Annotated in this window: 25 protein-coding genes and 2 rRNA genes; 14 read left to right on the top strand and 13 right to left on the bottom strand. The window is 59.5% G+C overall.

The features are described from left to right. Window positions 1–7 precede the first annotated feature (7 nt). Window positions 8–120, top strand: a 5S ribosomal RNA gene (gene rrf / locus GJ700_RS33930). 110 nt (window positions 121–230) lie between these two features. After that, window positions 231–343, top strand: a 5S ribosomal RNA gene (gene rrf / locus GJ700_RS33925). A gap of 72 nt (window positions 344–415) precedes the next feature. Here the strand turns inward: rrf (GJ700_RS33925) and GJ700_RS35795 are convergent. Next, window positions 416–583, bottom strand: coding sequence for a hypothetical protein (locus GJ700_RS35795; RefSeq protein WP_229507399.1), 168 nt, complete (start codon window positions 581–583; stop codon window positions 416–418). A gap of 9 nt (window positions 584–592) precedes the next feature. Between GJ700_RS35795 and GJ700_RS33920 the strand changes: the two genes are divergently transcribed. Then, entirely contained in the window at window positions 593–2,485 is a 1,893-nt protein-coding gene (locus tag GJ700_RS33920) for an esterase-like activity of phytase family protein (protein ID WP_371868250.1), read from the top strand. Here the strand turns inward: GJ700_RS33920 and GJ700_RS33915 are convergent, their stop codons facing one another. Further along, window positions 2,486–3,754, bottom strand: coding sequence for a DUF445 domain-containing protein (locus GJ700_RS33915; RefSeq protein WP_154382488.1), 1,269 nt, complete (start codon window positions 3,752–3,754; stop codon window positions 2,486–2,488). 2 nt (window positions 3,755–3,756) lie between these two features. Beyond that, entirely contained in the window at window positions 3,757–5,355 is a 1,599-nt protein-coding gene (rtcR, locus tag GJ700_RS33910) for an RNA repair transcriptional activator RtcR (RefSeq protein ID WP_154382486.1), read from the bottom strand. A gap of 153 nt (window positions 5,356–5,508) precedes the next feature. On the opposite strand from rtcR, the gene GJ700_RS33905 reads away from it, so the two are divergent. The 7 genes from GJ700_RS33905 (at window position 5,509) to GJ700_RS33875 (ending at window position 13,447) form a co-directional block, all read left to right on the top strand. Beyond that, window positions 5,509–7,113 carry a vWA domain-containing protein gene (locus GJ700_RS33905; protein WP_154382484.1) on the top strand — a complete coding sequence of 535 codons (1,605 nt, stop codon included), beginning with the start codon at window positions 5,509–5,511 and terminating at the stop codon, window positions 7,111–7,113. A gap of 214 nt (window positions 7,114–7,327) precedes the next feature. Beyond that, window positions 7,328–8,557 carry an RtcB family protein gene (locus GJ700_RS33900; RefSeq protein WP_154382483.1) on the top strand — a complete coding sequence of 410 codons (1,230 nt, stop codon included), beginning with the start codon at window positions 7,328–7,330 and terminating at the stop codon, window positions 8,555–8,557. Window positions 8,558–8,559: 2 nt separating this feature from the next. Continuing rightward, entirely contained in the window at window positions 8,560–9,582 is a 1,023-nt protein-coding gene (gene rtcA / locus GJ700_RS33895; RefSeq protein ID WP_154382504.1) for an RNA 3'-terminal phosphate cyclase, read from the top strand. Window positions 9,583–9,736: 154 nt separating this feature from the next. After that, window positions 9,737–10,276 (top strand): Cif family virulence factor, encoded by a 540-nt coding sequence (locus GJ700_RS33890; protein ID WP_154382481.1) that lies wholly within the window; start codon window positions 9,737–9,739, stop codon window positions 10,274–10,276. 280 nt (window positions 10,277–10,556) lie between these two features. Next, window positions 10,557–11,318 carry an SDR family NAD(P)-dependent oxidoreductase gene (locus GJ700_RS33885; RefSeq protein WP_371868249.1) on the top strand — a complete coding sequence of 254 codons (762 nt, stop codon included), beginning with the start codon at window positions 10,557–10,559 and terminating at the stop codon, window positions 11,316–11,318. 11 nt (window positions 11,319–11,329) lie between these two features. Beyond that, window positions 11,330–11,884: a flavin reductase family protein gene (locus GJ700_RS33880; protein ID WP_154382477.1), complete on the top strand. Its 555-nt coding sequence runs from the start codon at window positions 11,330–11,332 to the stop codon at window positions 11,882–11,884. Window positions 11,885–12,058: 174 nt separating this feature from the next. Next, window positions 12,059–13,447, top strand: coding sequence for an ester cyclase (locus GJ700_RS33875; RefSeq protein ID WP_154382475.1), 1,389 nt, complete (start codon window positions 12,059–12,061; stop codon window positions 13,445–13,447). A 109-nt stretch (window positions 13,448–13,556) separates the two neighbouring features. Here GJ700_RS33875 and GJ700_RS36180 read toward each other — a convergent pair whose 3' ends face one another. The 7 genes from GJ700_RS36180 to GJ700_RS33840 all read right to left on the bottom strand — a co-directional run bounded on the left by GJ700_RS36180 (window position 13,557) and on the right by GJ700_RS33840 (window position 18,235). After that, complete coding sequence (locus GJ700_RS36180; RefSeq protein ID WP_308700735.1) at window positions 13,557–14,153, bottom strand: LysR substrate-binding domain-containing protein; 597 nt, start codon at window positions 14,151–14,153, stop codon at window positions 13,557–13,559. Further along, window positions 14,111–14,512, bottom strand: coding sequence for a LysR family transcriptional regulator (locus GJ700_RS36175; protein ID WP_371868248.1), 402 nt, complete (start codon window positions 14,510–14,512; stop codon window positions 14,111–14,113). The genes GJ700_RS36180 and GJ700_RS36175 overlap by 43 nt, the downstream gene beginning before the upstream one ends. Window positions 14,513–14,574: 62 nt before the next feature. After that, on the bottom strand, window positions 14,575–15,321 hold the full coding sequence (locus GJ700_RS33860; RefSeq protein ID WP_154382473.1) for an SDR family oxidoreductase: 747 nt from the start codon (window positions 15,319–15,321) through the stop codon (window positions 14,575–14,577). A 132-nt stretch (window positions 15,322–15,453) separates the two neighbouring features. Further along, window positions 15,454–16,308: a helix-turn-helix domain-containing protein gene (locus GJ700_RS33855; protein ID WP_154382471.1), complete on the bottom strand. Its 855-nt coding sequence runs from the start codon at window positions 16,306–16,308 to the stop codon at window positions 15,454–15,456. A 12-nt stretch (window positions 16,309–16,320) separates the two neighbouring features. After that, the gene (locus GJ700_RS33850; RefSeq protein ID WP_154382469.1) at window positions 16,321–16,926 is read right to left on the bottom strand and encodes an NADPH-dependent F420 reductase; all 606 of its coding nucleotides are present in this window, start codon (window positions 16,924–16,926) and stop codon (window positions 16,321–16,323) included. 29 nt (window positions 16,927–16,955) lie between these two features. Continuing rightward, the gene (locus GJ700_RS33845) at window positions 16,956–17,369 is read right to left on the bottom strand and encodes a DoxX family protein (RefSeq protein WP_154382467.1); all 414 of its coding nucleotides are present in this window, start codon (window positions 17,367–17,369) and stop codon (window positions 16,956–16,958) included. A gap of 44 nt (window positions 17,370–17,413) precedes the next feature. Continuing rightward, the gene (locus tag GJ700_RS33840; RefSeq protein WP_154382465.1) at window positions 17,414–18,235 is read right to left on the bottom strand and encodes a pirin family protein; all 822 of its coding nucleotides are present in this window, start codon (window positions 18,233–18,235) and stop codon (window positions 17,414–17,416) included. A 102-nt stretch (window positions 18,236–18,337) separates the two neighbouring features. On the opposite strand from GJ700_RS33840, the gene GJ700_RS33835 reads away from it, so the two are divergent. Continuing rightward, window positions 18,338–19,234, top strand: coding sequence for a LysR family transcriptional regulator (locus GJ700_RS33835; protein ID WP_154382463.1), 897 nt, complete (start codon window positions 18,338–18,340; stop codon window positions 19,232–19,234). Here GJ700_RS33835 and GJ700_RS33830 read toward each other — a convergent pair. Then, window positions 19,231–19,968 carry an SDR family oxidoreductase gene (locus tag GJ700_RS33830; protein WP_154382461.1) on the bottom strand — a complete coding sequence of 246 codons (738 nt, stop codon included), beginning with the start codon at window positions 19,966–19,968 and terminating at the stop codon, window positions 19,231–19,233. The genes GJ700_RS33835 and GJ700_RS33830 overlap by 4 nt on opposite strands. Before the next feature lie 119 nt (window positions 19,969–20,087). On the opposite strand from GJ700_RS33830, the gene GJ700_RS33825 reads away from it, so the two are divergent. After that, the gene (locus tag GJ700_RS33825; RefSeq protein ID WP_154382459.1) at window positions 20,088–21,014 is read left to right on the top strand and encodes an AraC family transcriptional regulator; all 927 of its coding nucleotides are present in this window, start codon (window positions 20,088–20,090) and stop codon (window positions 21,012–21,014) included. Window positions 21,015–21,019: 5 nt separating this feature from the next. On the opposite strand, the gene GJ700_RS33820 is transcribed toward GJ700_RS33825, so the two are convergent. Together GJ700_RS33820 and GJ700_RS33815 are read right to left on the bottom strand one after the other, a co-directional pair. After that, window positions 21,020–21,268: an Atu4866 domain-containing protein gene (locus GJ700_RS33820; RefSeq protein WP_229507398.1), complete on the bottom strand. Its 249-nt coding sequence runs from the start codon at window positions 21,266–21,268 to the stop codon at window positions 21,020–21,022. Window positions 21,269–21,286: 18 nt separating this feature from the next. Next, window positions 21,287–22,159: an oxidoreductase gene (locus GJ700_RS33815; RefSeq protein WP_229507397.1), complete on the bottom strand. Its 873-nt coding sequence runs from the start codon at window positions 22,157–22,159 to the stop codon at window positions 21,287–21,289. A 323-nt stretch (window positions 22,160–22,482) separates the two neighbouring features. Here GJ700_RS33815 and pedF point away from each other — a divergent pair, with 323 nt between their 5' ends. Together pedF and GJ700_RS33805 are read left to right on the top strand one after the other, a co-directional pair. Then, window positions 22,483–22,944 (top strand): cytochrome c-550 PedF, encoded by a 462-nt coding sequence (gene pedF, locus GJ700_RS33810; RefSeq protein ID WP_154382457.1) that lies wholly within the window; start codon window positions 22,483–22,485, stop codon window positions 22,942–22,944. Window positions 22,945–22,970: 26 nt separating this feature from the next. Further along, the gene (locus GJ700_RS33805; protein ID WP_154382455.1) at window positions 22,971–23,792 is read left to right on the top strand and encodes a substrate-binding periplasmic protein; all 822 of its coding nucleotides are present in this window, start codon (window positions 22,971–22,973) and stop codon (window positions 23,790–23,792) included. Window positions 23,793–23,828 lie beyond the last annotated feature (36 nt).

Raw genomic sequence — 23,828 nt, 5'->3', positions numbered from 1 at the left:
GTCAAAGCCTGATGACCATAGCAAGTCGGTCCCACCCCTTCCCATCCCGAACAGGACCGTGAAACGACTCTGCGCCGATGATAGTGCTGCAACCAGTGTGAAAGTAGGTTATCGTCAGGCTAGTTATTAAGATGAAGCCCGTGCAGTGATCTGCATGGGCTTTATTATCAGGAACGGAACAATTTAAAAAATTCTGAATGCTGCTGAAAAGCGCGTTCGTACAGGTCAAGCTTGATGACCATAGCAAGTCGGTCCCACCCCTTCCCATCCCGAACAGGACCGTGAAACGACTCTGCGCCGATGATAGTGCTGCAACCAGTGTGAAAGTAGGTTATCGTCAAGCTAGTTATTCCGGAAAAGCCCGCTGATTCAGCGGGCTTTTTCATTTCCAGGGTTTGTTTCCAGATTGTCATAATCAGGTCACACGCTCTGCGTAAGCTGCGGCTATCTTTTCTTCAGCGAGATCCGCAGTATGCCAAAGCTCCCACCACACTCTCTTCTGGCCCTCTCTATCGCCGCCGTATTGACCGGCTGCGGCAGCAGCGATAACCCGCCACCAGCCCAAATCAATGGCCAGTTCCATGACAGCGCCGTGAGCGGCCTGGAATATACGGCAGGTGATGCCGCCAAAGCCAGCACCGGCCCGAATGGCGAATTCACGTGCAAGGATGGTGAAGCGGTGAGCTTCTCGATTGGCGGCGTCGCACTGGGCAGCGCAACCTGCGCCACCACGATCACACCGATGCAACTGGCTGGCGCCGCAGCCGGCGACGCGAAAGTCGTCAACCGCCTGCTGGCCCTGCAATTGCTGGATGAAGACGGCGATCCGCAAAATGGCATCACCCTGGCTGCCGACGTGAAAACCGCGCTGGCCGGCAAGAGCCTGGATTTCAATGCCGCGCCTGCCGCGTTCAACACCGCACTGGTCTCCACCCTGGCGGCGGCCGGCGCCAAATACGCGGCCCGCACGGTCGACGATGAGCACCGCATGCTGGCCCGCGAACACTTTGAAGATACGCTGGCTTCGCGCCTGGGTGCACCAAGCGCGGAAGCGTTCACGCAAGGCGCGGTCACCGTGTCGGTAACCCGTTACCAGATCCAGTCCGATGCCAAATACTATGTGCCGTATGAAGGCACCAGTGCGAAAGTCAAAGCAGACTTCCCGCAAGGCTTCCTGCCATCGTATGGTTCGGCGCTGGCCTTCAAAGGCGTCAACGCCAATGGCGACCTGGAATTCTATGGCTTGACCGACCGTGGCCCGAACGGTGACGGCCCCAACATCCCCGCGCTGAGCGGCAGTGGCACGATTGCCGCGAAAATCTTCCCATCGCCAGGCTTCGCGCCATCGATCGGCATCATCACGGTCGGCAAATCCGGCGCCGTGCTGACGTCGTCCATGCCGATCAAGGCAAACAGCACCACCAATATGACAGGCTTGCCGATCCCGGCAGGCACCTTGGGCAATTCCGCCGAAGCACCCGTCATGGATGCGATGAAGTTCGACGCCGGTACCAAGGCTGTCTTCAGCGCCAACGGTATCGACAGCGAATCCATCGCGCTGGACAAGAAGCGCAATGCGCTGTGGGTGTCCGATGAATACGGTCCGTTCATCGTCAGGCTCGACGCCGCCACCGGCGTGGTGCAAGCCCGCTATGCGCCAGGTTCCGGCCTGCCCGCCATCTTCGCCAAGCGCCGCGCCAACCGCGGCATGGAAGGCATGGCGCTCGACACCACCACCGACAAGCTGCACGGCTTCCTGCAAAGCCCCCTGACGGATGGCAGCGCGCCATATTCAGTGACGGGCAAGAACGAACAGGTGGAACGCTTCGCGCGCTTCACGCGCTGGATCGAATTCGACCCGGCCATCGGCGCGACCACGAAGATGTATGCGTACCCGCTGACCGGCACGGACTACCAGGATGGCCGTACGGGCAATGCGAAGCTGGGTGACATGGTCGCTCTGGGGAACGGCAAATTCATCGTCATCGAACAGGGTGCGGCGCCGAACGGCAAAGTGTTCAACAAGCTGATGCTGGTGGAAATCGGTAACGCGACGGACATCAACGCCGCGGAGTTCAACAACACCACGTCCGACCTGGAGAAAAGCTCGATGGGTGGCGTAGCCGTGAATGGCGCCGACTGGAGCAAGGTGACGACCTTGAAGAAAACCCTGCTGCTGGACTTGAACGCGATCGGCTGGCTGGCTGAAAAAGCGGAAGGCCTGACCATGGTGGACGCCAATACGCTGGCCCTGGCCAACGACAATGACTTCGGCCTGAAGACGAAGATCTTCACGCCGGATGGTGTGGCGGTGGCCGATGCCGACGTCACCAAGTGCAACGTCGATGCGAATGGCGTCATCATCACCAGCGCCACTGTTGGCTGCAATGCCGCCAACTCGATCCGTGTGACGCGCGGTGACGACAAGGAGCGTGCGGCGCGCCTGTGGCTGATCAAGTTTGGCAAGGCGCTGACGGCATATTGATTACCTTAGCAGGCCGATGACCTGCGAACTGGCGAACAGCAGCAAGCCGATACATCCGCCGACCAGCGTCCCGTTGATGCGGATGTATTGCAGGTCCTTGCCGATATTCAGTTCGATTTGGCGTGACATTTCTTCCGTATCCCAGCGTTTGACGGTATCGCTGATGTGGCGCGTCAGGAAATCCGCGAAGTCCGGCGCCATCGCGCGCGCCGCGTCTTCCATGTGGGCGTTCAGTGAACTGCGCAACTCGTCGTTGTGCGCCAGTTCGTCGCCCAGCCAGCGGCCCATCGCGGCGACCCGTGCATGCAGTTCCGAACTGTCCGACGCCAGGTCGTTGCGCAGCCAGTCCCGCAAGCTGTTCCATACCTGCGCGATATAGGTATTGGCGACATCGCCGTCGCGGATATACGCCTTTAACTCCATCGCGCGCTGCTGGAACACGTCATCTTCACGCAGCCGCACGATAAACGTCGCGATCAATTCATCGAGGCGGCGGCGCAGCCGGTGGCTGCGGTCTTCGCGCACTTGCACCAGCAGCGTGTTGAGCGCTTCACTGACCCAGTCCGCTCCTTTCTCGCCCAGCCACGTGGTGGGCAACACCTTTTCCATGGCAGCGTGTTCCCGCTTCAGCCAATGCACGATGCTCTGTGAAATGACTTCCTGGTTGGCCGGCGCTTCCAGGTGCAGCAACGCCTGCTCGATGATATCGTCCAGCACTTCCTGGTGGCGGCCGTCGCGCGTCAGCACGTCGAGCACGCCGGCCAGCAGGTGCGCCAGGTCGATCTTGTCCAGCATGGCGTGGAAGGCGTTTTTCAGGAAGGTGCGGATGCGCGTGTCTTCCGCCATGTCCAGCATGCCGGCCGTCACGCGCACGACATAGGCGCCGAGGATGCGGTCATTGGCTGGTTCCGCCAGCCATTTGCCCAGCATGCCGACCGGGTCGTGCTTGCGGATCAAGTCCACCAGCGAGGCGGGATCGAGGAATTTCTCGCGCACGAATTGCGCGAGGTTGTCGGCAATGCGGTCCTTGTTATTGGGGATGATGTTGGTGTGGGCGGACACCAGTGGAATCGGCACCCGCCTGAACAGCGCCACCACGGCAAACCAGTCGGCCAGCGCGCCCACCATGGCCGCTTCCGCCACCGCCTTGATGGCGTCCACCGCCAGGCTGTGGGGCAGGAAGGCGGTAATGACAAAGATGCCGGCAGCCGCCAGCAGGAACATCAGGGCGGTCCGCTTGGCTTTCCTCAGTTCCTGCTCTTTGTCCATGGCTACTCCGTGATCTGTTCCCAATCAAGGTTGAAGCGGGCCAGGTACTTGCGCAGCCGGTCCGCATCGTTCGGTTTGGCCTTGCTTTCGCGCGACACGGCAAACAGCTTGCGCCCCGCGTCGGACATGTTTTTCGATTGCCTGCACACATCCAGCACGGCTTGCAGCTGCAAGCGGTCGAACAAGTCCAGTTGCTGCACCGCGTCATCGCCCAGCACCTGTTCCAGCGTGCGGCTCGGCGATGCCGACGGTATAAGCGTACGCCATTGTCGCCGCAAGCGCGAGATTTCGGCGCTCACCACGGCGGCAGTGATACGGCCCGCTTCCGCCAGTGTCGCCATGCGGGTGACGGCGGCGGACAGGTCGCGGAAATTGCCATTCCACTGCGCATCCGGCGACGCCGCGTAGCGCATGAATTGCTCGCGCGCTTCCTTGTTGAAGCGCACCACGGACCCGGTTTCGGCGCCGAATTGCGCCAGCAGGTAATCGATGTTGGGTTCGATGTCTTCCGGCCGCTCGGCCAGGCCGGGCAACGCATACGTCCATAAATTGATGCGGGCATACAAATCTTCCCGGAAGCGACCCGCCGCCACTTCTTCCGCCAGGTCGCGGTTGGTGCCGGCGATCAGCTGGAAATCACTGTGCACTTCGTGATCGCCGCCCATCGGCAGGAAGCGTTTTTCTTCCACGGCTTTCAACAGCATCGCCTGTTCATCCAGTCCCAGCTCGCCGATTTCATCGAGGAACAGCAAGCCTTTATGGGCCGTGCGCAGCAGGCCGGGACGGTCCGACGCCGCGCCCGTGAACGCGCCTTTGACGTGGCCGAACAAGGTGGAACCGGCGCCGTCGCCATGCAACGTGGCGCAATTGACGTCGACGAACGGGCCGCCCAGCTGGTGCCGCGCTTTTTTCAGTTCGAACACGCGCCGCGCCAGGAACGATTTGCCGGCGCCGGTGGGACCCATGAACAGCATGGGCGCGCGCGAACGCACGGCCACGTGCTCGATCTCGTCGATCATCAGGTTGAACTGGGGATTGCGGGTGGCGATGCCGGACTTCAGCAAGGTCACGCCTTCCTGCTGGGCGTTGCTGAAGCGTTGGGCGATCTGGTCGTAACGCGACAAATCCAGGTCGATCAGCGCATAGCTGCCGGGAGCACCTGGCCCGGGACGGCGCGGCGGCGACGTTTGCAGCAGGCAGCCGGGGAAGTAGCGCGCTTCCGTCATCAGGAACAGGCAGATTTGCGCCACGTGCGTGCCGGTCGTGATGTGCACCCAGTACTCTTCGCGCTCGGTGTCGAACGGGTAATTGCGCGCGAAGTCGTACAGGCAGCTGTAGACATCTTCGAAGTCCCACGCATCTTCGATCGGCAGCGCATGGGCGCGTACCTGCGTGTGCGGCGACGTGGCGGCGATATCGTCCTTGACCTGCTCGACCACGTAGCCATAGCTGCCGTTATAGAACAGTTCCAGCCGGTCGATCAGCAAATCCTCATGCTGGGCCAGCGCCACCGTGGGCCGCCAGCGTTCCCACCGGTTGGTGCCGCCTCCCTTGTCCAGCTGCGCGCCGACAAAGCCGAGGATCACGGTTTTCTTTTTCATCTGTAGATAAGTATTTATACGATAGGATAATTTATCACAATTGCCATCCCAGTCCTATTTTTTGTATTTCCTTGTAAATCAACAAGTTATTGATGATTCGCAATGCTGGCACGCCGTTTGCAATACATCAGGTACGAACAAGGAGAACAAGAAATGGCAAACGTACAGTTATTCCAAAGCACGCCTGGCCCATTGCCGGCAGCGGCCAACAGCGTCAACTGCGAAGGCGCACCAGCCTATGTGCTGGCGCCCGCGCACCGGCTGGCGCAATACGCCGCCACCGGCTGCCTGAATGCAACGTACTACGCCAGCGCCGAAGCGCAACTGGCCGATGTGCTGGAACTGTGCGAAGGCGTGGAGAGCGGGTTTATCGCGCAAACCGCGTTGTATTGCCGCGAGCGGGGCTACATGAAGGACATGCCTGCGTTGCTGCTGGCGGTGCTGGCGGCGCGCGGTGCGCCGGAACTGGCGGCTGTATTTTCGCGTGTGATCAATAATGGCAAGATGCTGCGCAACTTTGTGCAGATCCTGCGCTCTGGCGTGGTTGGCCGTAAATCGCTGGGTACCCGGCCTAAAAAGCTGGTGCAGCAATGGCTGAACAATGCCACGGAACAGGCGCTGCTGTCGGCCGCCATCGGAACGTCGCCATCGCTGGCCGACGTGCTGAAAATGGTGCACGTGAAGCCATCCGCGCCATGGCGCGAAGCGCTGTTCGCGTGGACCCTGGGTAAGCCATACGATGCCGCCGCGCTGCCGCCGGTACTGCAGGCTTACCTGGCGTACCAGCGTGACCGCTCGCTGCCGGTGCCGGCTGTCCCGTTCCAGATGCTGGCCTCGATGCAGCTCGATACGAAGGCATGGGCCCGGGTGGCGCTGCAGGGCGGATGGCAGATGGTGCGGATGAATTTGAATACGTTTGCGCGTCACGGCGTGTTCGAGTTGCCAGGTGCGGCAAAGGCGATAGCGGCAAAGCTGCGTGACAAGCAAGCCATTGCCAAGGCACAGGCTTTTCCGTACCAGTTGATGGCGGCGTATAAAGCGGCCAGCGGTGTGCCGGAAGTGGTGCGCGAAGCATTGCAGGATGCGATGGAAACGGCGCTGGCGAACGTGCCACGCATTGAAGGCAAAGTGGTGGTGTGCCCGGACGTTTCCGGCTCCATGCAATCGCCCGTGACCGGGCACCGCGCTGGCGGTACGACGGCAGTACGGTGTATTGACGTGGCGGCGCTGGTGGCGGCGGCCATGCTGCGCAAGAATGCGGGCGCCATGGTGTTGCCGTTTGAGCAGGACGTGACGGCGTGCCGTTTGAATCCGCGCGATTCGGTGCTGACCAACGCGGACAAGCTGGCGGCCATTGGCGGTGGCGGCACCAATTGCAGTGCACCGCTGGCCTGGCTGAATGCGCGCAATGAAAAGGCCGACCTGGTGCTGTACGTGTCGGACAATGAATCTTGGATCGATGCGCGGCGCCATGGCGCGACGCAGACGATGCGGGAGTGGGCGGTATTCAAGCGCCGCAATCCGCAAGCGAAGCTGGTGTGCATCGATATTGCGCCGTATGGCACGACGCAGGCGCAGGAAAACGGCGACGTGTTGAATGTTGGCGGTTTTTCCGACGAAGTCTTCCGCATCGTGGCCGCCTTCGCGGCGGGCCAGTTGCAGGCGGAACACTGGGTGGGGGAAATCGGCGCAGTGAATGTGAATGACGGAGGCGGCGATGGGCTGGAAAATCAGCTGCGGCGCTCCGAAGCAGGTTAATGCCGGAAGACGCGTGAATGCCGGTGTGATTACATCTATCCCATGTTCGATCACATCAACTCCTTGTCATGCGCCGTCCGGCTGGCGTTTTACCCCGAATGCCGACAGGACTACATCTGGAGAAGCCGGTTCGAATCCGGCCTGCCAGGCCAGGCTGGCCTGGCAGAACGTCCTGTCCACCCTTGTCGGGAACTGAATATGAAAGAAGACTGAAATGAAAAACTACGAACAACTCGATATCGCGGGCGCCAGCCCGATCAAGATGTGGACCGCCGGTGTGCCGGTCGAAACGGAAGCCAAGCAGCAGTTGGCCAACACGGCAAAGATGCCGTTCATTTACAAGCACATCGCCGTGATGCCGGACGTGCACCTGGGGAAAGGCTCCACCATCGGCAGTGTAATCCCAACCCTGGGCGCCATCATTCCTGCCGCGGTGGGCGTCGATATCGGCTGCGGCATGATGGCGGCCAAGACCACCCTGAATGCGCGTGACTTGCCGGACAACCTGGGACCATTGCGCAGCGCGATCGAGAAAGCCATCCCGCACGGGATGACGCCGAAGACGCGCAGCTACCGTGGCCGCGACACGGGGTCGTGGGAAAACCCGCCGACGCCGGTGGATGCCGCATGGGCGCAACTGAAGGATGAATTCGACGTGATTTGCCAGAAGACGCCGCGCCTGCGCAACACGAACAACTACAAGCACCTGGGAACGCTGGGTTCCGGCAACCACTTCGTGGAAGTTTGCCTGGATGAAGAGGGTTCCGTGTGGTTCATGCTGCACTCGGGGTCGCGCGGCGTGGGCAATGCCATCGGCACGCACTTCATCGAACTGGCGCAGCAGGATATGCGCACGCACATCGCCAACCTGCCGGACAAGGACCTGGCGTACCTGGAAGAGGGGACCAAGCACTATGACGATTACGTGGAAGCCGTGGGCTGGGCGCAGAAGTTCGCCCGCATGAACCGCGAAGTCATGATGCAAAACCTGATTGCTTCCGTGCGCACCGTGATCAAGAAGCCGTTCGAGACGCACGTGGAAGCGGTGAATTGCCATCATAACTACGTGCAGAAAGAGCGCCACTTCGGCAAGGATGTGCTCATCACGCGTAAAGGCGCCGTCTCCGCGCGTGAAGGGGAGCTGGGTATCATCCCGGGCTCGATGGGAGCGAAAAGCTTCATCGTGCGCGGCAAGGGCAACCCGGAAAGCTTCAACAGCTGCAGCCACGGCGCGGGGCGCACCATGAGCCGTAACGAAGCGAAGCGCCGCTATACGCTGGCCGACCAGGTGAAAGCCACGGAAGGCGTGGAGTGCCGCAAGGATGCTGCGGTGATTGATGAAATTCCGATGGCGTATAAGGATATCGACGCCGTCATGCAGGCGCAGAGCGACCTGGTGGAAGTGGTGCATACGCTGAAACAAGTCGTTTGCGTGAAAGGATGAAGATGATAGAACTCGATGGTTCCCAGGGCGAAGGCGGTGGCCAGATTTTGCGCACATCGCTCAGCCTGTCGATGATCACGGGGCAGCCCGTTCGCATCGTCAACATCCGCGCCAACCGCGCCAAGCCGGGCTTGATGCGGCAGCATTTGGTGGCCGTGCAGGCGGCAGCCGAAGTGTGCGGCGCCGACATCTCGGATGTGCAGGTCGGCGCGCAAACGCTGGTATTCAAGCCGGGCCGCATCCGTGGCGGAAATTACAGTTTTGCCATTGGATCGGCCGGCAGCAGCATGCTGGTGCTGCAAACGTTGTTGCCCGCGTTGCTGTATGCGGATCAGCCGTCCACAGTGACCGTCAGCGGGGGCACGCATAACCCGAAAGCGCCGCCGGCGGAATTCCTGCAACGCGCATATGGCCGTGCGATGGCGGAGATGGGGGCGCGCATCGATATACAGCTGGAGCGGCACGGCTTCTATCCGGCTGGTGGCGGTATCGTGACCGCTACCGTGCAGCCTGGCCCGCAATTGCAGCGGCTGGAATTGCTGGAACCGGGCGCGCGCCGCGTGGGTTATGCGGAGAGTTTTATCGCCGCCGTGCCATTCAGTGTCGCGGAGCGCGAGCTGGAAACCGTTGCCACGGCAATGGGCTGGAGCGGCGAGCAATTGCGCCCACGCCAGTTGCCGGACAAATACGGGCCGGGCAATGCACTGCTGATCACATTGGACAGCGAGCACGTCACGGAAGTGTTTGCCGCGTTTGGCGAGAAGTCCGTCCCGGCGGAAGCCGTGGCAAAACAGGCCGTGCACGATGCGCGCTTTTACATTGCCTCCGGCGCCGCTGTCAGTGAGCACCTCGCTGACCAGTTGATGCTACCCATGGCGCTGGCAGGCGGCGGCAAGTTCACGGTGGACCGTGTGTCACTGCATGCGCGCACCAATGCGGATGTGATTGCGCGGTTTCTGCCGGTGGCATTCAACTTTGAAGGGCAGGAACGGCGCAGTTTATGCACGATCACGCCAGCGCCGTAACCGATTCACTTAAGCTTTACGCGCACTTTTAGAGAATTAGGCAATAACTCACAAGTATCCCATCACCGAGCCCGCCCTCGCTTGCCTATAGTTTGGTTCACGGCTGATCGAAATTCATCGGCATGTTTTCAAACCTAATCCAAGCGAGGTAAAAATGTTCAAAGTTGCACTGGCCCTGGCCGCCGCCTTCTTCAGCGCTCCTTCCTTCTCGCAGGAGCTTTCCACGAACTGCGCCACTTCCGGTAAAGAGAGCGTGGCCGAGCTTCACCGAGACTGGCTGATGATCGGATGGGAACGCGATGCTGGCGATCCTGTTTTCAACTTCAGGCAGGACCTGGGGAAATATTACGATTTCAATCGCAGGGACCTCAACCTGTTCGATGACTTCGACCCGGCGCTGAAAGTTCGGCACACTGCGGAGGACTACGGCACGATCTGGCATGGCTTGGTGCCAAACTTCAAAAGCGTGCACCACAAGATCACCGAAGGCCCGAACGTGGTCGCAGCTGGTCCATCCTACAGCCATTCCGTCATGGAGTTTGCCTTCGAAGTCACGGGCAACGATGGCAAGGTATCCCACCTCATCTCCCGTACCTCCATCTTATGGCGTTGTGGTCCGGATGGCTGGAAGATTTTTAAGGAGCATAACTCCGCACGACCTTTGAGCGAGGAAGGTTATCGCGCCTTTAAATAACTCACTCAGCAAAGCTGGTTTCCTGGCAGCTCTGTCATCTGGCAGAGCTGTTTTTTTTGGGGGGCCCCCGGACTGCAGGCTCGGGCCGAAATTCGCGCTTCAGCCGATCGGTCAAGCTTTCGCGTGGTGCAAGGCGGTAGCAATATCCCGCCAGTGGGAGCAAGTGGGCGACGGACGGAGTCGCACGGCTATTGCATGATGGTTTACAGCTCTAGTACACGCGGCGGCATGCGCCGCCAGACGGAGCTGAACCGCAATTTTGCAAAGCTCTTTGAAGGATATGAAAATGAACAACTACTCCGTTAACGAAGTTGAAGGTAAAGTCGCTATTGTCACCGGCGCCGCCAGTGGCATTGGTCGGGCCATCGTTGAATTGCTCCACGCACGCGGTGCGTTTGTCATTGCTGAAGATATCAATGAAGAGGTCAAAACCCTGGAGCGTAGCGGCGTCGTTCCATTCGTCGCAGATATCACCGTGGATGGTGTCGCCGAGCGTGCCGTCCAGCTCGCGATCCAGCACTTCGGAAAGCTGGACATCCTGGTCAACAACGCCGGCCGCATCATCTACAAGAATCTGGTCGACATGACTCGCGAGGATTGGAACTGGCAAATGGAAACCAATGTTACCGGCGCATTTCTGCATTCGCGCGAGGCGGCGAAGGCCATGATGCCGGCGCGCTCTGGCGCCATCGTCAACATCGCGTCGTATGCCTCCTTCTTTGCCTTCCCGGGGATCGCGGCGTACACCGCATCGAAAGGTGCGTTGGCGCAGCTGACCCGTACACAAGCCCTCGAAGCGATTGAACATGGTATCCGTGTCAACGCTATCGGTGTCGGTGACGTGGTCACCAACCTCCTCAACCACTTCCGTGAAGATGGCCGCGAATTCCTGGCCCAGCATGGTCAAGCAGCGCCGATAAAGCGTGCAGCCACTCCTCAAGAAATCGCCGAGATTGTGCTGTTCCTGGCATCTGACCGAGCCAGCTTTATTGTCGGCTCCGTGGTGATGGCCGACGGCGGCATGAGCGTGGCGATTGGTTAAAGGAGGTCGATATGTTCAAGGAGATGGCGCCTGAGAAGGCTTATCGCTTGCTCGAATCAGGACCAGTGGTCCTGGTCACAACGCAATCCGAACAAGGCCCGAACGTAATGACCATGGGATTTCACATGATGCTGCAACATGAGCCGCCTTTGGTGGGTTGCGTCATCGGTCCGTGGGATTACAGTCACGCAGCATTGATTGAAAGCGCCGAGTGTGTGCTGAGTCTTCCAACCATCGAAATGGCTGAAGTGGTCACAAAAATCGGCAACTGCTCTGGCAGCGAAGTGGACAAGTTCGACGCGTTCGGACTAACGGCAAGGCCGGCCGCCACAGTTGCACCTCCTCTGGTCGCGGAATGTCTGGCTAATCTCGAGTGCCGCGTGGTCGATCGCAGCTTGGCATCGCGTTACAACTTTTTTGTGCTCGAAGTTCAAAGGATTTGGGTCAACGAAAATAAGCCCGAGCGTCGGCTGATTCACCATGCTGGGGACGGTGTCTTCATCGCCGATGGTGAGACCGTCGATATGTCCAGGTACATGACCCGCTGGCAGTATTTGATGGATTGATTTGCCAGCATTTGCCCGAGTCTGGGTTCCGGCGCGCCGGATTCCGTCCAGATAGAAGCCAATCAAGGCAAGCATTGTCCCCGCCACGGGAACAATGTATCCCCTTGTTGGGCGTTTATCCCGTCCGCCGGCGCACCTACCATGAAGCTCTCAACTAACTAATCAGGAGCTGTCATGAGTAAGCGAGTGCGTATCTACCAACCCGGACCTGCGAGCGCAATGGTCCACGAAGACACCCCGGCGCTGCCCGCGCCAGCTGCCGGAGAAGTCCGCCTGCGCCACGAAGCAATCGGCGTCAACTTTGTCGATACGATGTTCCGATCCGGCGCCTTCCGCGCGCCGCTTCCGTTGGAAATGGGTGTCGAAGGCGCGGGCGTTATTGAACAAGTCGGACCAGGGGTCACTGGCTTTACTGTAGGCGACCGCGTTGCGTACTTCTTCTCATTCGGCGCTTACGCTGACGAGCGCCTGATCGAGGCGCGGCACCTGGTCAAGCTGCCACGCTACATCTCGTCGGACACCGCCGCGGCGACCTTCACAAAGGGGCTGACCGCATGGATGATGCTGTACGGTGCGCATCAAGTGCATCCCGGCGAAGTCGTACTGGTTCATGGCGCCGCTGGCGGTGTTGGCTCGATTGTGGCACGCTGGGCCAAGGCGCTCGGCGCTACCGTCATTGCGACCGTCGGCACTGCTGCAAAGGCCGCGAGCGTGAGGTCTTACGGCATTGAGCACGTGCTGGACGCTAATGATCCAAAACTGGCGCAACGTGTTCTCACATTGACCGGGGGCCGCGGCGTTGATGTGGTCTACGAGCTGATTGGTAAGGCGACTTTTGCCCAGTCGGTGGCGGCGCTCCGTGCTGGCGGCGAACTAATCCACGTCGGTAATGCGTCGGGTTCACCAGACATCGACCAGGAGGCTATCGCTGCACGCAACATCCGCTACATGCAACCAAGCACCGGCCAATATGTCGCAGAGCGCACCGCGTTAGAACGCGCCAGCGCCGATCTGTTCCGCGCGATTGAGCAAGGTATCTTCGGCCAGGAAGTGCCGGCAGTCTATTCCCTCAACGGCGTCGCTCGTGCGCACCAGGATTTGGCGGACCGTAAGATTCTCGGCTCTGCCATCCTGCGTCCGGCCGTGCCAAACGTCAGCGATATCGCCAAGGCGGTCGTACGCCGCAATACAGAGGAAGTGCAGGGAGGTGGCAACTTCGCCTTGTTCGACGAGCTGTTTGCCGACGCTTTCGTCGACCATACGCCACAACCCAACTGCACGCCAGATAAGCCCGGCGCCCGGGCGCTCTATGAGAAACTGCGTGAGGCCTTCCCGGATTTTCACGCAGTGATCCATTGGCAGACGGCAGATGGCGACCGTGTCACGACCTACAAGACTTATCACGGTACTCACCAGGGTGCTTTTCTGGGCGTGCAGCCGACTGGCCGCAAGATTCAATTTGACACCGTGGATGTGATGCGTGTGGAGAACGGTCAGATTACCGAACACTGGGGCGTGGCGCATCTGTATTCGTTGATGCAGCAACTGGGCGCTATTGCGTAATAAGGGAATTGGCCGCGAAGCAGCCCATCTGTTCGCCGGGCGAGATCGACCTGGAAGGTGCGCGCCATCAAGGTGAATTGGTCGCCAGGACGGCAAAAAAGCTGTTCGGTTAAGCCTGGTCGAATTCCCCGCGCGCCACCGGGAGACTGGCACGCGGGGGGAGGATATGTGGGTTATTCCGACTCAGCTCCATCATCCAGTCTACGAATACCCGGGTGCGGGTGTTCATATGGCGGTTGGCTGGATACACAACGTGCAGCGGCACCGTCGGCGGCGACCAAGCCGGTAATAACGCTACGAGCTCACCACTGTCGATCCGCGGCTGCAACATGAAAGCTGGTCCCGCTACGATCCCCAGACCCGCCACTGCGGCTGCCAAGAGGGCATTGCTCTCGTTGACCGAGATAAAATATTTTCCCTTGATACTGATGCTCTCATCCTGCGCGGCCAGCAGGAAGGGTAATTGCCGCGTCGAGCCGGCGTAAAAATATCGGACCAGCGTGTGCCCATCCTCGAGCTCATCAGGATGTGCCGGCGCGGGACAGTTAGCTAGATAAGCAAGCGCCGCGCAAAGTACGAACTTCAAGTCGCCGAGGTGCCGCGCGATCAGTGCCGGGTCCTTGATCTCGCCGGCGCGAATGACACAATCGATGCGGTCGCTTATCAGGTCCAACGGCCGGTCGCTGACGCCCACGTCCAGTTGCATATCGGATAGCGCCGCCGAAAATCCGGAAGAGCGGGAATCACCAATTGGGAGGCCATGCTGGCGCCCATGTCGACACGCAGGCGACCATGCGGCTTTTTCTGCCCGCTGGACAGTTCTGATTCGACTTCGTGCCACTCTTCAAGCAGATGTACCATGCGGTCGAAGTACATCGCTCCGTCGTTGGTGGTGGATACTTTTCTGGTGGTCCGGTGGAGCAACTTTACGCGCAGGTGTGCTTCCAGCGCCTGTACCAGCTTGGTGACAGTATTGCGTGGAAGCTCGAGTGAATCAGCTGCCTTGGCGAAGCTGCCGGTTTCGACTACTCTTATAAAGGTGCGTACTGCGGTGAAGTAGTCCACTATAGTGATTTCCAACGAATTAAAAAGCGTGCCGGGCATTGTATCCGGCACGCATCAAGTCATTACCAAGGCTGCTCGGTAGGCATGATGAACAGCTCTGCGACGTCAACGTGGTCCGGCGCTTGCAGCGCGTAGATGATCGAGTCGGCGATGTCCTCCGACTTCATGAATTTCATCTGCTCCTTCAGCTGTTCCATCTGCGCGCGGTAGTTCTCGTCAGTGATGTGTTCGAACAGTTCGCTCTCCACCGCGCCCGGTTGCAGCGAGGTTACGCGGATATTGTATTTGGGGGACACCTCCATGCGCAAAATATCCGAGAATGCGGCGACCGCGTGTTTCGTCGCGCAGTAAACACCCAGGCCGGGGAAGGTCTTACGGCCGGCAATCGAGGAGGTGTTAATCATGTGGCCCGACTTTTGCGCTTGCATGATCGGCAGAACAGCGGCAACGGTGTTGAACAGACCTTTAACGTTGACGTCCACCATGCGATGCCATTCCTCGATCTTCAGACTTGCGATGTCCGAAATCGGCATCAGGCCCGCGTTGTTGAACGCGATGTCGATACGGCCGTAAGTCTCGTGCAGCGTTGCGACGCCTTCCGATACGGCCGCCTGGTCGGTGACGTCCATTTGCAATGCGATGGCATCACCGCCGGCTGCTTTGATTTCCGCAACCAGTGCGTGCAAGCGATCCAGGCGGCGAGCGGCGAGACCAACTTTGACGCCGTGTGCGGCCAATTTTTTTGCGGTGGCGGCGCCAATCCCGCTCGATGCGCCGGTTACCAGGGCTACTTTACCTTTGAGTTGCATGACAGTTCCTTTCGATTGTGAGTGTTAGCGCTTCGGACAGATTGTTTGAAGCACGGACTCATGATGCCGCCGCGTCGCGCTCTCGTCGCATGGCGGCTTGCTCGAACTATCGCGGTTTTGCTGTGGATGTCATCAGCGGTAAGTGGATGGCGAAACGCCGGTATGTTTGCGGAACACGGAAGCGAAATGACTGGGGCTGTTGTAACCAACGGCGAGGCCGATGTTGATGATCGAGTTGTCGGTCTCGGTGAGCAGTCGGCGCGCCTCTTCCATTCGCATGCGGATGAAATAGCGTGAAGGCGAAAGTCCTGTGGACTGCTTAAACACCCGGCTGAAATGGAACTCGCTTAGCTCCGCAAGGTCTGCGAATTCTGCGAGATCGAATGGTTGTGCAAGTCGTTCCCGCATCGCCTCGAATACGCGATGTAGCTTGAAGGCCTGCAAGCCACCGCGCTGGCGTTCCGCATCGGTCTTGTATGTCCGCGCCACATGGACAGCCAGCGCTTGCGCGATGCCTTGAATGAAACGACCGTTCGCAGGGTGCTGGTCGATCATTTCGGCGCGGATATGCTCCAGCAATGCCGATAGCGTTGCGTCGCGCGCACCCGATACCTCGCGTAACGCGATATTTTGCATCATCGAGACACCGATATACACATGCATCACTGTGAACGGCGTGCCTGCCGCCGCCTTCCATCTCATCTCGGTGGGAGTGGTCGCAGTGGTCAGGAAGAAGTCTCCGGCGACGACGCGGTTGGCGACCCACTCGCCGCCAGGCGGCCGCTCTTCGACGACCGCTTCACCCGACAATATCCATACTATGAGCGCCTCCGGTACGGCAGGAATAATGATGTTCTCTTGTTCTTGACGTCGTGCCAGGATTTGAACGAACACATCCCCGGAGGACTGCGCGCGATGTTCCGCGAGCAGCTCTCCGGGGATGTATTCTTCGAACGCCTCAGCGGATGTACGCGGAGTGGAGTTCATTGTCACCTCTTGTTATCCCAGTTTCAGGAGATTAACAGCTGGTAGCGGACCGCCAGGGAATTGTTGCAGGTATCCACCAACTTCCAGCGCGCCCAGGTCGATGCTGGCAAAGCCTAGATGGGCTGTTAATTCTGCCACTTCGGCCTTTGCATCGGTATGGTCACCGGAGATGAACACTACGCGGCGACCACCCGATTGGGCCGGGTCTTGCGCCAGCACGCTTGCAAGCAAAGTATTGAAGGCTTTGACGACGCGGGCGCCCGGTGCCCATCCTGTGACGACCTGACTGGAATTCTTGCCACCCAGCTCAGCCAGCTTGTAGCCAGGGAGGAGAACCGGGTTGGTGGCATCGATCAGGATGCGGCCGTCCCAGTTCAGGCCCTTGAGCGCGGCCTCGGTGCGGCTCCAGTTAGTGCTGACGAAGACGATGTCGGCTTCTGCGGCTTGCTTCACCGTGCCGGCACGTGCTTTGCCGCCAAGACCATTTACCACGTCGGCCAGCGTCTCCGGGCCACGGCTGTTACTAAGGATGACGTTAATACCTGCTTTAACCAGCTGCTTGGCAAAGGCCTGGCCGATGGCGCCGGCGCCGATGATGCCTACGGTATTCGTTTTCATGAAGAACTCCTGTATTTGAAAGGTTGGATTTAGGCCAGCTGGCGAACAGCGGTACGGCGGTTGTCGAAGCTGAGGGCGCCGGCGCCGAAAGCCACCACCTGCAGCAGGCCGCCGGCTATGGCGATATTTTTCAGCAGGTGGATCAACTGGTTCTGGTCGCCAATAGCGTTATGGAAGGCCAGGCCGGTGACGATGGAGAAGGCGGCCAGCAGCGCGGCGACCAGGCGGGTCTGGATGCAGAGTGCCAGCATCAGGCCTCCGCCCAGTTCGACCGCGACCGCGGCCGCCAGGGCCAACGGCGCAAACGGCAGGCCGGACGAGGCGATGTAGCCGATGGTGGCGTCCGGCGCCAGCAATTTGCCGATGCCGCTGAAGACGAAGATGGTGGCCAGCAGCACGCGGCCGATGGCTGGGACGATGGTGGTGGTGTTCGCGGTTTTCATGGTAATTCCTTTCGATTTGAAGTGAAATAAAAAAACGACAGTGCTTACATCAAATTGGCGGCGCGCAGCTGGACGCCGATGCGGCGGATTTCCCGCTCGCCTTGTTCAAGTGCCGCGGCGCTGGTGTGGACCGAGTAGTAGCCGGTAACCAGATCGTGGGGGTGCTTGGCGGCGGAACCCAGCACAAATTCGGTGGCGCCTTGGGCAACCAGCTCGATGGCGCTGCCGCCTTCTTCAAAGATCGCCACTTCGTGCTGTACCGTGGTACCAGCGGTGTGCAGGGCGCCGGAGGCGACTGCGATCCAACTCACGTCGTGGTTGTTTGGCGGCGTATAAGTCCAGAGTTCGCCGTCGTGTAGTTTCACGTGCAGATAATTGATCGGAGCACGCGGGCGGATCGGGCTGCTGACGCCGCCGTAGCTTCCGATGATCACGCGTGCCGGTCCATGGCTGGGGACTTGCGCCGGCGCCACGTACTGGCTGCTTGCAGGGCCGTTCTCGTCTTCCGCCGGCAGGGCCAGCCACAGCTGGAAACCGCGCACGTGCTGGCCGGGCGCCGCGCCGCCTTCATGCCAGACGCCTCCGCCGGCGCTCATCCATTCGACACCGCCAGTTGGCAGTTGGCCTTGGCTGCCGGTGGTTTCGCGGTACTCCAGCGCGCCGTCCATGACCACGGTGACGGTGGCGATGCCCGAATGGGGGTGCATGCCCATCTTACTTGCCGGCGTCTCAAGCTGGAACAGGTCGAGGAAAATGAAAGGTTTAATCATTTGGCCCAGGTCGCCAGGACTGACGAGGCGGTTGATGCCGCCGCGGGTGCTGCCTTTACTGCGATAAACGATGCTGCGTTGGTCGGTTGAATTCATTTCGTTGGCTCCGTTGTTTGAGGGCATGACTGAATCTTATTGATCGCCAATCCATCTGAATAGCCTATATAATTGGATGCTTAGTATCTAAAGGAGCGATGGATGCTTGACGGTATGTCCATGGACCAATTACGAACCTTCATTGCCGCCGCAGATGAGGGCAGCTTCTCGGCGGCGGGGCGCAAGCTGCGGCGCGCACAGTCCGTGGTCAGCGCTACACTTGCCAATCTCGAGTCCCAGGTTGGTTTTGCTTTGTTCGAGCGTACCGGGCGCTATCCGCATTTGACGGAGGCGGGCCGCGCGTTGCTGGCGCAAGCAAGGCTGGCTGCTCAGGGCATGGACGCGTTTAAAGCGAGGGCGCGTACTTTGGCGGAAGGGCTGGAACCCGAGCTGGCCGTGGCGGTCGATGTGATGTTTCCGATTGAGGACTTGACGGCGGCTGTGCAGGCGTTTCATCAGGAATTCCCCGGAACTCCACTGCGCTTGTATGTAGAGGCTTTGGGCGCGGTTTTGCAGCCCCTGTTGGCTGGCGACTGCAGGGTGGCCATTATCGGCTCGCTGCCAGAAATCCCGGCCGGCTGCGCCTCGGAGTTCCTGCTGAGCGTGGGTGCCGTGGCAGTGGTGGCGCCGAGCCATCCATTGGCGGCAATGGAGGGAACTATCCTGCGCTCGGTGGCCGCGGAGCATGTGCAGCTGGTGCTGGCTGACCGTTCTTCGCTAACTGCGGGCCGCAATTTCGGTGTCGTGTCGGCAAAGACCTGGCGGCTCGGCGACATGGGCGCCAAGCACGCATTCTTGCGAGCCGGGCTAGGCTGGGGATATATGCCACTACCGATGGTGGAGGAGGACCTGCACAGCGGCAAGCTGGTAACGCTAAACCTGGAAATACAGCCGAACGTTGGGCCGGGCTTCTCCATGCATGCTGTGCATCTGATGGAGCATCCGCCCGGCCCGGCGGGCCGCTGGTTTGTGAACCGCTTGAAGGCCCAGGCAGGTTAGAAGGGGCTGGCCGTCGGGCGCACGACGATCTCGCTCACGTCGACATCGGCCGGCTGCTGGATGGCGAACTCGATAGCGCGTGCGATGGCATCCGGCTTAATGGAAATCTGCCGGAAACTACGCATCTCTTCGCGGCCTGCTGGATCGGAAATCGATTCAGCGAGTTCGGATTCCACTACGCCAGGCGAAACCAAAGTCACACGGATATCGGCGCCGACCTCCTGGCGCAAGCCTTCGGTAATGGCGGCGACCGCGAACTTCGTAGCGCAATAAACCGCTGCAGTCGGGCTGACGGTGTACGCGCCAATCGACGCCATGTTGATGATTTGCCCGCTGCGCTGTTTTTGCATCAAGGGCAAAGTAGCGGCAATGCCGTGCAAAACGCCGCGGACGTTCACGTCGATCATCTGGTTCCATTCGGCGACCTTCAGCGCCTCCAGTTTCGAAAGCGGCATCACGCCTGCATTGTTAACCAAGACGTCCACTCGGCCGTGCTTTTGCAGCGCGAATTTGACGAACTCGTTCATGCTGGCCTCACTCGTCACATCGAGCGGAATCACGCAGGCAGAGCCGCCTTGCGCATTGATGTCGGCCGCGAGGCGCTCCAACCGTTCGGTGCGGCGTGCGCCCAGCACGACATGCATATGCCGGCCTAAGTGTTTTGCGGTGGCCTCGCCAATGCCACTGCTGGCACCGGTAATAAGGACGACTTTTTTGCTGTTTTCGTTGCTCATTTTTAGCTCCTTGAATAAGTTGAACTGCGATGGAGCCAGTATGCGTGCTGAGCGAAAGGCACGAAATATCAGATAATATTGCCGCATTGCCTGATCCTCTAAACCGACTTTGAACGCATATGAACAATGAACATCAGAGCCGTCTGGTCGCCTTGTTAAATAAACTTGCGCCGTTTGAGGGATACACCTTGTCGGCATTGGACGGGGTAAGGTTTATGCGCGCCAATCGATCATTGCCACGGATTCCCGTCATGTATGAACCGTCCATCGTAATCGTTTGCCAAGGGCGCAAGCGTGGTTACCTGGCAGGCGAATCCTATGTCTACGACGCGAATCATTACCTGGTACTGTCAGTGCCATTGCCGTTCGAATCGGAGACCGAAGCCAGTGAAAAGGAGCCAATGTTGGCGGTGGCATTGCGGATAGATTTGCAGGTCGCAGCAGACTTGGTTCTGGCGTTGAGCAAAACGCGCAAGGGCAAAATGGCTGCGCCGGCCGGCATCTATTCCACGCCAATGAGTGATGATATGAGCGATGCCTTGCTGCGCTTGCTGACCGCGTTAACCGTGCCGGACGATGCTGCGATTCTTGGACCGGCCATCGTGAAGGAACTGCTATACCGCGTACTTACCGGACCGCAGGGCGGAGCGGTGCTGGCATCATTGACGCAGCAAAGTCAGTTCGGAAAAATCGGCAAGGCGCTGCGCAGGATTCACGAACACTACGATAGCGAGATTGATGTCAGCACCTTGGCAAGCGAGGCAGGGATGAGCGTGGCGGCATTTCACGCCAACTTCAAGGCTGTAACGAACACGACGCCGATTCAATATTTAAAGAGCACGAGGCTGCATAAGGCACGCCTTCTGATGGTTCAGGACGGGGTGAGCGCGGCGACCGCCTCGAATATGGTGGGTTACGAAAGCAGCTCTCAATTTAGCCGCGAATTCAAACGGTTCTTCGGACGCACGCCGCTACAAGAAGCTATTGAAATGAAGAGCGCGCTGATGCTGATGCAAGCAGAACGCCCTTCCGAGTACGCCATGTAGCCGTTTCAGTGACGTTCGCGGTAAAGCACCATACCGGCGTGATACAGCACGTCGTCGCGGAAATCGCCGTCGGCGACGAAACCGGTGTCGTCTTCGTAATCGATATGGTCGCCGGTTATCAGGTAATCGCCCTGATAAGCGTTTTGTTTGCTACCGCGTGCTTCGTCATACCGGCCGTTAGGAAGTAATTCATGGCGGATGTAGCCATCGGCCGTTACCCACATGCCTACATATTTGTTTTTTGCCCGAGTCATTTCATGCATCTCCATAGGTCAGGATTGATTGGCAGGGCGCCACGCTTGGGTATCGGTGTACTGGCCATCGGTTGCTTCAGATGCCTCCTGCCAGGCGTCAAGGTCAGCGTGTACCTCGGCCAGTTTTTGCCGGCCGATCTGAAGCGCCGCACTTCCCGCTACAAAGCGCATTGGTGGCTCAGGGTGATTGGCCAGCCGGATCACGGCGGCGGCTAACCTGACCGGGTCGCCGGCCTGTTTGCCATTACGCTCCTCGAAAGTGGCGCGTGTTTTGTCGCGCGCCACATCGTAGTCAGGCAAAGCCGAGCTGCCGACCTGTAGTGATTTAGCCGACAGGAAGTCAGTGCGGAACGGTCCGGGCGCGATTATCGTCACCTTGATGCCAAAGGGGACCACTTCCGCAGCCAGGGATTCTGAAAAACCTTCCACGGCGAATTTGCTTGCGCAGTACAGTGAGCTGAATGCCGATCCCCGCATGCCCGCGAGTGAGGAAACGTTAAAGATGCGTCCACTGCCTGCTGCACGCATTACCGGTAATACTGCGCGGGTAACGTCCATCAGGCCGAAAACATTGCTGTCGAATTGTGCTTTAACGTCTTCGGCAGTCGTTTCCTCAAAAAAGCCGAGATGGCCGTAGCCGGCATTATTCACCAGTACATCGATGCGGCCGAAGCGTCCAACCGCCGCATTCACCGCGACAGTGATGGACCTCCCGTCATTGACGTCGAGCTGCTGTACCAGCAAGTGATTGTGCTCACCCAGGGCCTGTTGAATATGTAGAGGATTGCGACCGGTGGCAACCACATTATCCCCGGCAGCCAATACCGCCTTGGCCATTTCCAATCCCAGGCCACGGCTTGCGCCGGTAATCAACCAAGTCTTTTTCATCATGATCTCCTTTCAGATGAGTTCATGATAGGGGCGAGGCCCGCAGTCCGAAATGTGTATTCCTCGTCCGTGATTGCCTGTTTCTATAATTTAGTGTTGCAGCCCTGCTTGATGTTGCCGATATCGCGTTCGAAACGCAGGAGCGGCATAGCCTCTGTACCATCGTGGTACGGTAGGCGCGGTTGTCACAGCCGGTGGAACAACCGCTGTGACACCTGTTCCGTTCTGGAACACTTTTTCCGGCGCCGTTGGCGTCGCGGTACGGATGCAACCGTGGCACGCCAATTGCTCCTTGTGATGCATCACTAACACAAGGAGACTGCATCATGAAACGCCCCACCATTTTCTTCGCCGCGGCTGCGGCGCTGGTTGCCTCGCTCACCGCCTATGGCCACGGCAATGTGACGCCGCAGGGTGTCGATACCACGGGCCTGACCACGCTGGGTGATAAATGGCGTGATGAAAATCCCTACAAGGGCAACAAGCTGGCGCTGAAGATCGGCACCTCGGCCTACAACCAGAATTGCGCGCGCTGCCACGGCCTGGAAGCCGTATCGGGCGGCATCGCACCGGACCTGCGCCTGCTGGACCGCGACTGCACCAACATCAAGAACGCCACCAAGAAAGCGGCGTGCTACAAGGACGTCGACAATTACTTCCTGTCGTCGGTCCGCGGGGGCAAGGTGCGCAATGGCGCCGTGTACATGCCGCCGTTTGAGGGCGTGTTCAATCAGGAAGCCATGTGGGCCATCAAGACTTACCTGGAATCCCGCCGCGAGGCTAACTGATTAACTGACTGAAGAGGGAGGGCGTCATGTCCCGTCGCGTACTCACATTGGGGGCGGCGGCCGCGCTCGCCCTGTCCCTTGCACTGCCGGCCCGCGCGGACTGGGACAAGGTGCAACAAGCGGGCAGCCTGAAAGTGGCTGTCTATACGGAATTTGCGCCGTTTTCTGCCAAGGACGGCGGTATCGATGTCGACCTGGCCGGCGCGCTGGCAAAGAAGCTGGGTTTGCGCCTGAACTTGCTGCCATTCCCGGCAGGCGAAGAACTGGGCGACGACTTGCGCAACATGGTGTGGAAGGGCCATTACCTCGGTTATGGCCCGGCTGACGTGATGCTGCACGTGCCTGTCGATCCGCGCCTGATGGCGGCGCAGGACAAGGTGCAGATTTTCGCGCCTTATCACGTGGAATCAGTACAACTGGTGCGCAATGCGCAAGCCATGCCTGCCTTTGACAGCCTCGATGCGCTGGCGGGCAAGCGTATTGGCGTGGAAAAGGTGTCGATTGCTGGCATGGTATTGCTGGGCGAGGGCAATGGCCGTTTCCGCGATAACGTGCGCATCTTCCCGACCGCCGCCGCCGCGCTGGAGGCTTTGAAGGCGGGACAGCTGGATGCGGTATTGGCCAACCGCTCTGAAATCGAATCCGTCTTCCGTGGCGACCCCGCGTTTCCGCTGGCGCCCGCCGTCTTCCAGCGCCTGCCCCGCAATGGCTGGGCGGTGGGCATGGCTGTCAAGAAGGGCAACGAAGATGTGGCCCGGCGCTTGCAGGCCGCGCTCAACGAGCTGCGTGACAGCGGAGAGTTGCAGGCGATCTTTGCCAAACATGGGGTGCGCGTGGCAGCACCCTAGATGATGTTCACCGCTGCCGCATATGAATCGCCCGCC

The sequence above is a fragment of the Pseudoduganella rivuli genome, from assembly GCF_009674485.1.
Classification (GTDB): domain Bacteria; phylum Pseudomonadota; class Gammaproteobacteria; order Burkholderiales; family Burkholderiaceae_D; genus Rugamonas; species Rugamonas rivuli_B.
Note: the sequence above shows the minus strand (reverse complement) of the source record. Positions and strands in the feature narration are given on the sequence as shown.

Excerpts from the sequence above, each read along its gene's own strand:
- GJ700_RS35795 (WP_229507399.1), bottom strand. The coding sequence starts at position 583 with ATGGAACTGGCCATTGATTTGGGCTGGTGGCGGGTTATCGCTGCTGCC.
- GJ700_RS33915 (WP_154382488.1), bottom strand. The coding sequence starts at position 3,754 with ATGGACAAAGAGCAGGAACTGAGGAAAGCCAAGCGGACCGCCCTGATG.
- rtcR (WP_154382486.1), bottom strand. The coding sequence starts at position 5,355 with ATGAAAAAGAAAACCGTGATCCTCGGCTTTGTCGGCGCGCAGCTGGAC.
- GJ700_RS33905 (WP_154382484.1), top strand. The coding sequence starts at position 5,509 with ATGGCAAACGTACAGTTATTCCAAAGCACGCCTGGCCCATTGCCGGCA.
- GJ700_RS33900 (WP_154382483.1), top strand. The coding sequence starts at position 7,328 with ATGAAAAACTACGAACAACTCGATATCGCGGGCGCCAGCCCGATCAAG.
- rtcA (WP_154382504.1), top strand. The coding sequence starts at position 8,560 with ATGATAGAACTCGATGGTTCCCAGGGCGAAGGCGGTGGCCAGATTTTG.
- GJ700_RS33890 (WP_154382481.1), top strand. The coding sequence starts at position 9,737 with ATGTTCAAAGTTGCACTGGCCCTGGCCGCCGCCTTCTTCAGCGCTCCT.
- GJ700_RS33885 (WP_371868249.1), top strand. The coding sequence starts at position 10,557 with ATGAAAATGAACAACTACTCCGTTAACGAAGTTGAAGGTAAAGTCGCT.
- GJ700_RS33880 (WP_154382477.1), top strand. The coding sequence starts at position 11,330 with ATGTTCAAGGAGATGGCGCCTGAGAAGGCTTATCGCTTGCTCGAATCA.
- GJ700_RS33875 (WP_154382475.1), top strand. The coding sequence starts at position 12,059 with ATGAGTAAGCGAGTGCGTATCTACCAACCCGGACCTGCGAGCGCAATG.
- GJ700_RS36180 (WP_308700735.1), bottom strand. The coding sequence starts at position 14,153 with ATGCAACTGGACGTGGGCGTCAGCGACCGGCCGTTGGACCTGATAAGC.
- GJ700_RS33860 (WP_154382473.1), bottom strand. The coding sequence starts at position 15,321 with ATGCAACTCAAAGGTAAAGTAGCCCTGGTAACCGGCGCATCGAGCGGG.
- GJ700_RS33855 (WP_154382471.1), bottom strand. The coding sequence starts at position 16,308 with ATGAACTCCACTCCGCGTACATCCGCTGAGGCGTTCGAAGAATACATC.
- GJ700_RS33850 (WP_154382469.1), bottom strand. The coding sequence starts at position 16,926 with ATGAAAACGAATACCGTAGGCATCATCGGCGCCGGCGCCATCGGCCAG.
- GJ700_RS33845 (WP_154382467.1), bottom strand. The coding sequence starts at position 17,369 with ATGAAAACCGCGAACACCACCACCATCGTCCCAGCCATCGGCCGCGTG.
- GJ700_RS33840 (WP_154382465.1), bottom strand. The coding sequence starts at position 18,235 with ATGAATTCAACCGACCAACGCAGCATCGTTTATCGCAGTAAAGGCAGC.
- GJ700_RS33835 (WP_154382463.1), top strand. The coding sequence starts at position 18,338 with ATGCTTGACGGTATGTCCATGGACCAATTACGAACCTTCATTGCCGCC.
- GJ700_RS33830 (WP_154382461.1), bottom strand. The coding sequence starts at position 19,968 with ATGAGCAACGAAAACAGCAAAAAAGTCGTCCTTATTACCGGTGCCAGC.
- GJ700_RS33825 (WP_154382459.1), top strand. The coding sequence starts at position 20,088 with ATGAACAATGAACATCAGAGCCGTCTGGTCGCCTTGTTAAATAAACTT.
- GJ700_RS33820 (WP_229507398.1), bottom strand. The coding sequence starts at position 21,268 with ATGACTCGGGCAAAAAACAAATATGTAGGCATGTGGGTAACGGCCGAT.
- GJ700_RS33815 (WP_229507397.1), bottom strand. The coding sequence starts at position 22,159 with ATGATGAAAAAGACTTGGTTGATTACCGGCGCAAGCCGTGGCCTGGGA.
- pedF (WP_154382457.1), top strand. The coding sequence starts at position 22,483 with ATGAAACGCCCCACCATTTTCTTCGCCGCGGCTGCGGCGCTGGTTGCC.
- GJ700_RS33805 (WP_154382455.1), top strand. The coding sequence starts at position 22,971 with ATGTCCCGTCGCGTACTCACATTGGGGGCGGCGGCCGCGCTCGCCCTG.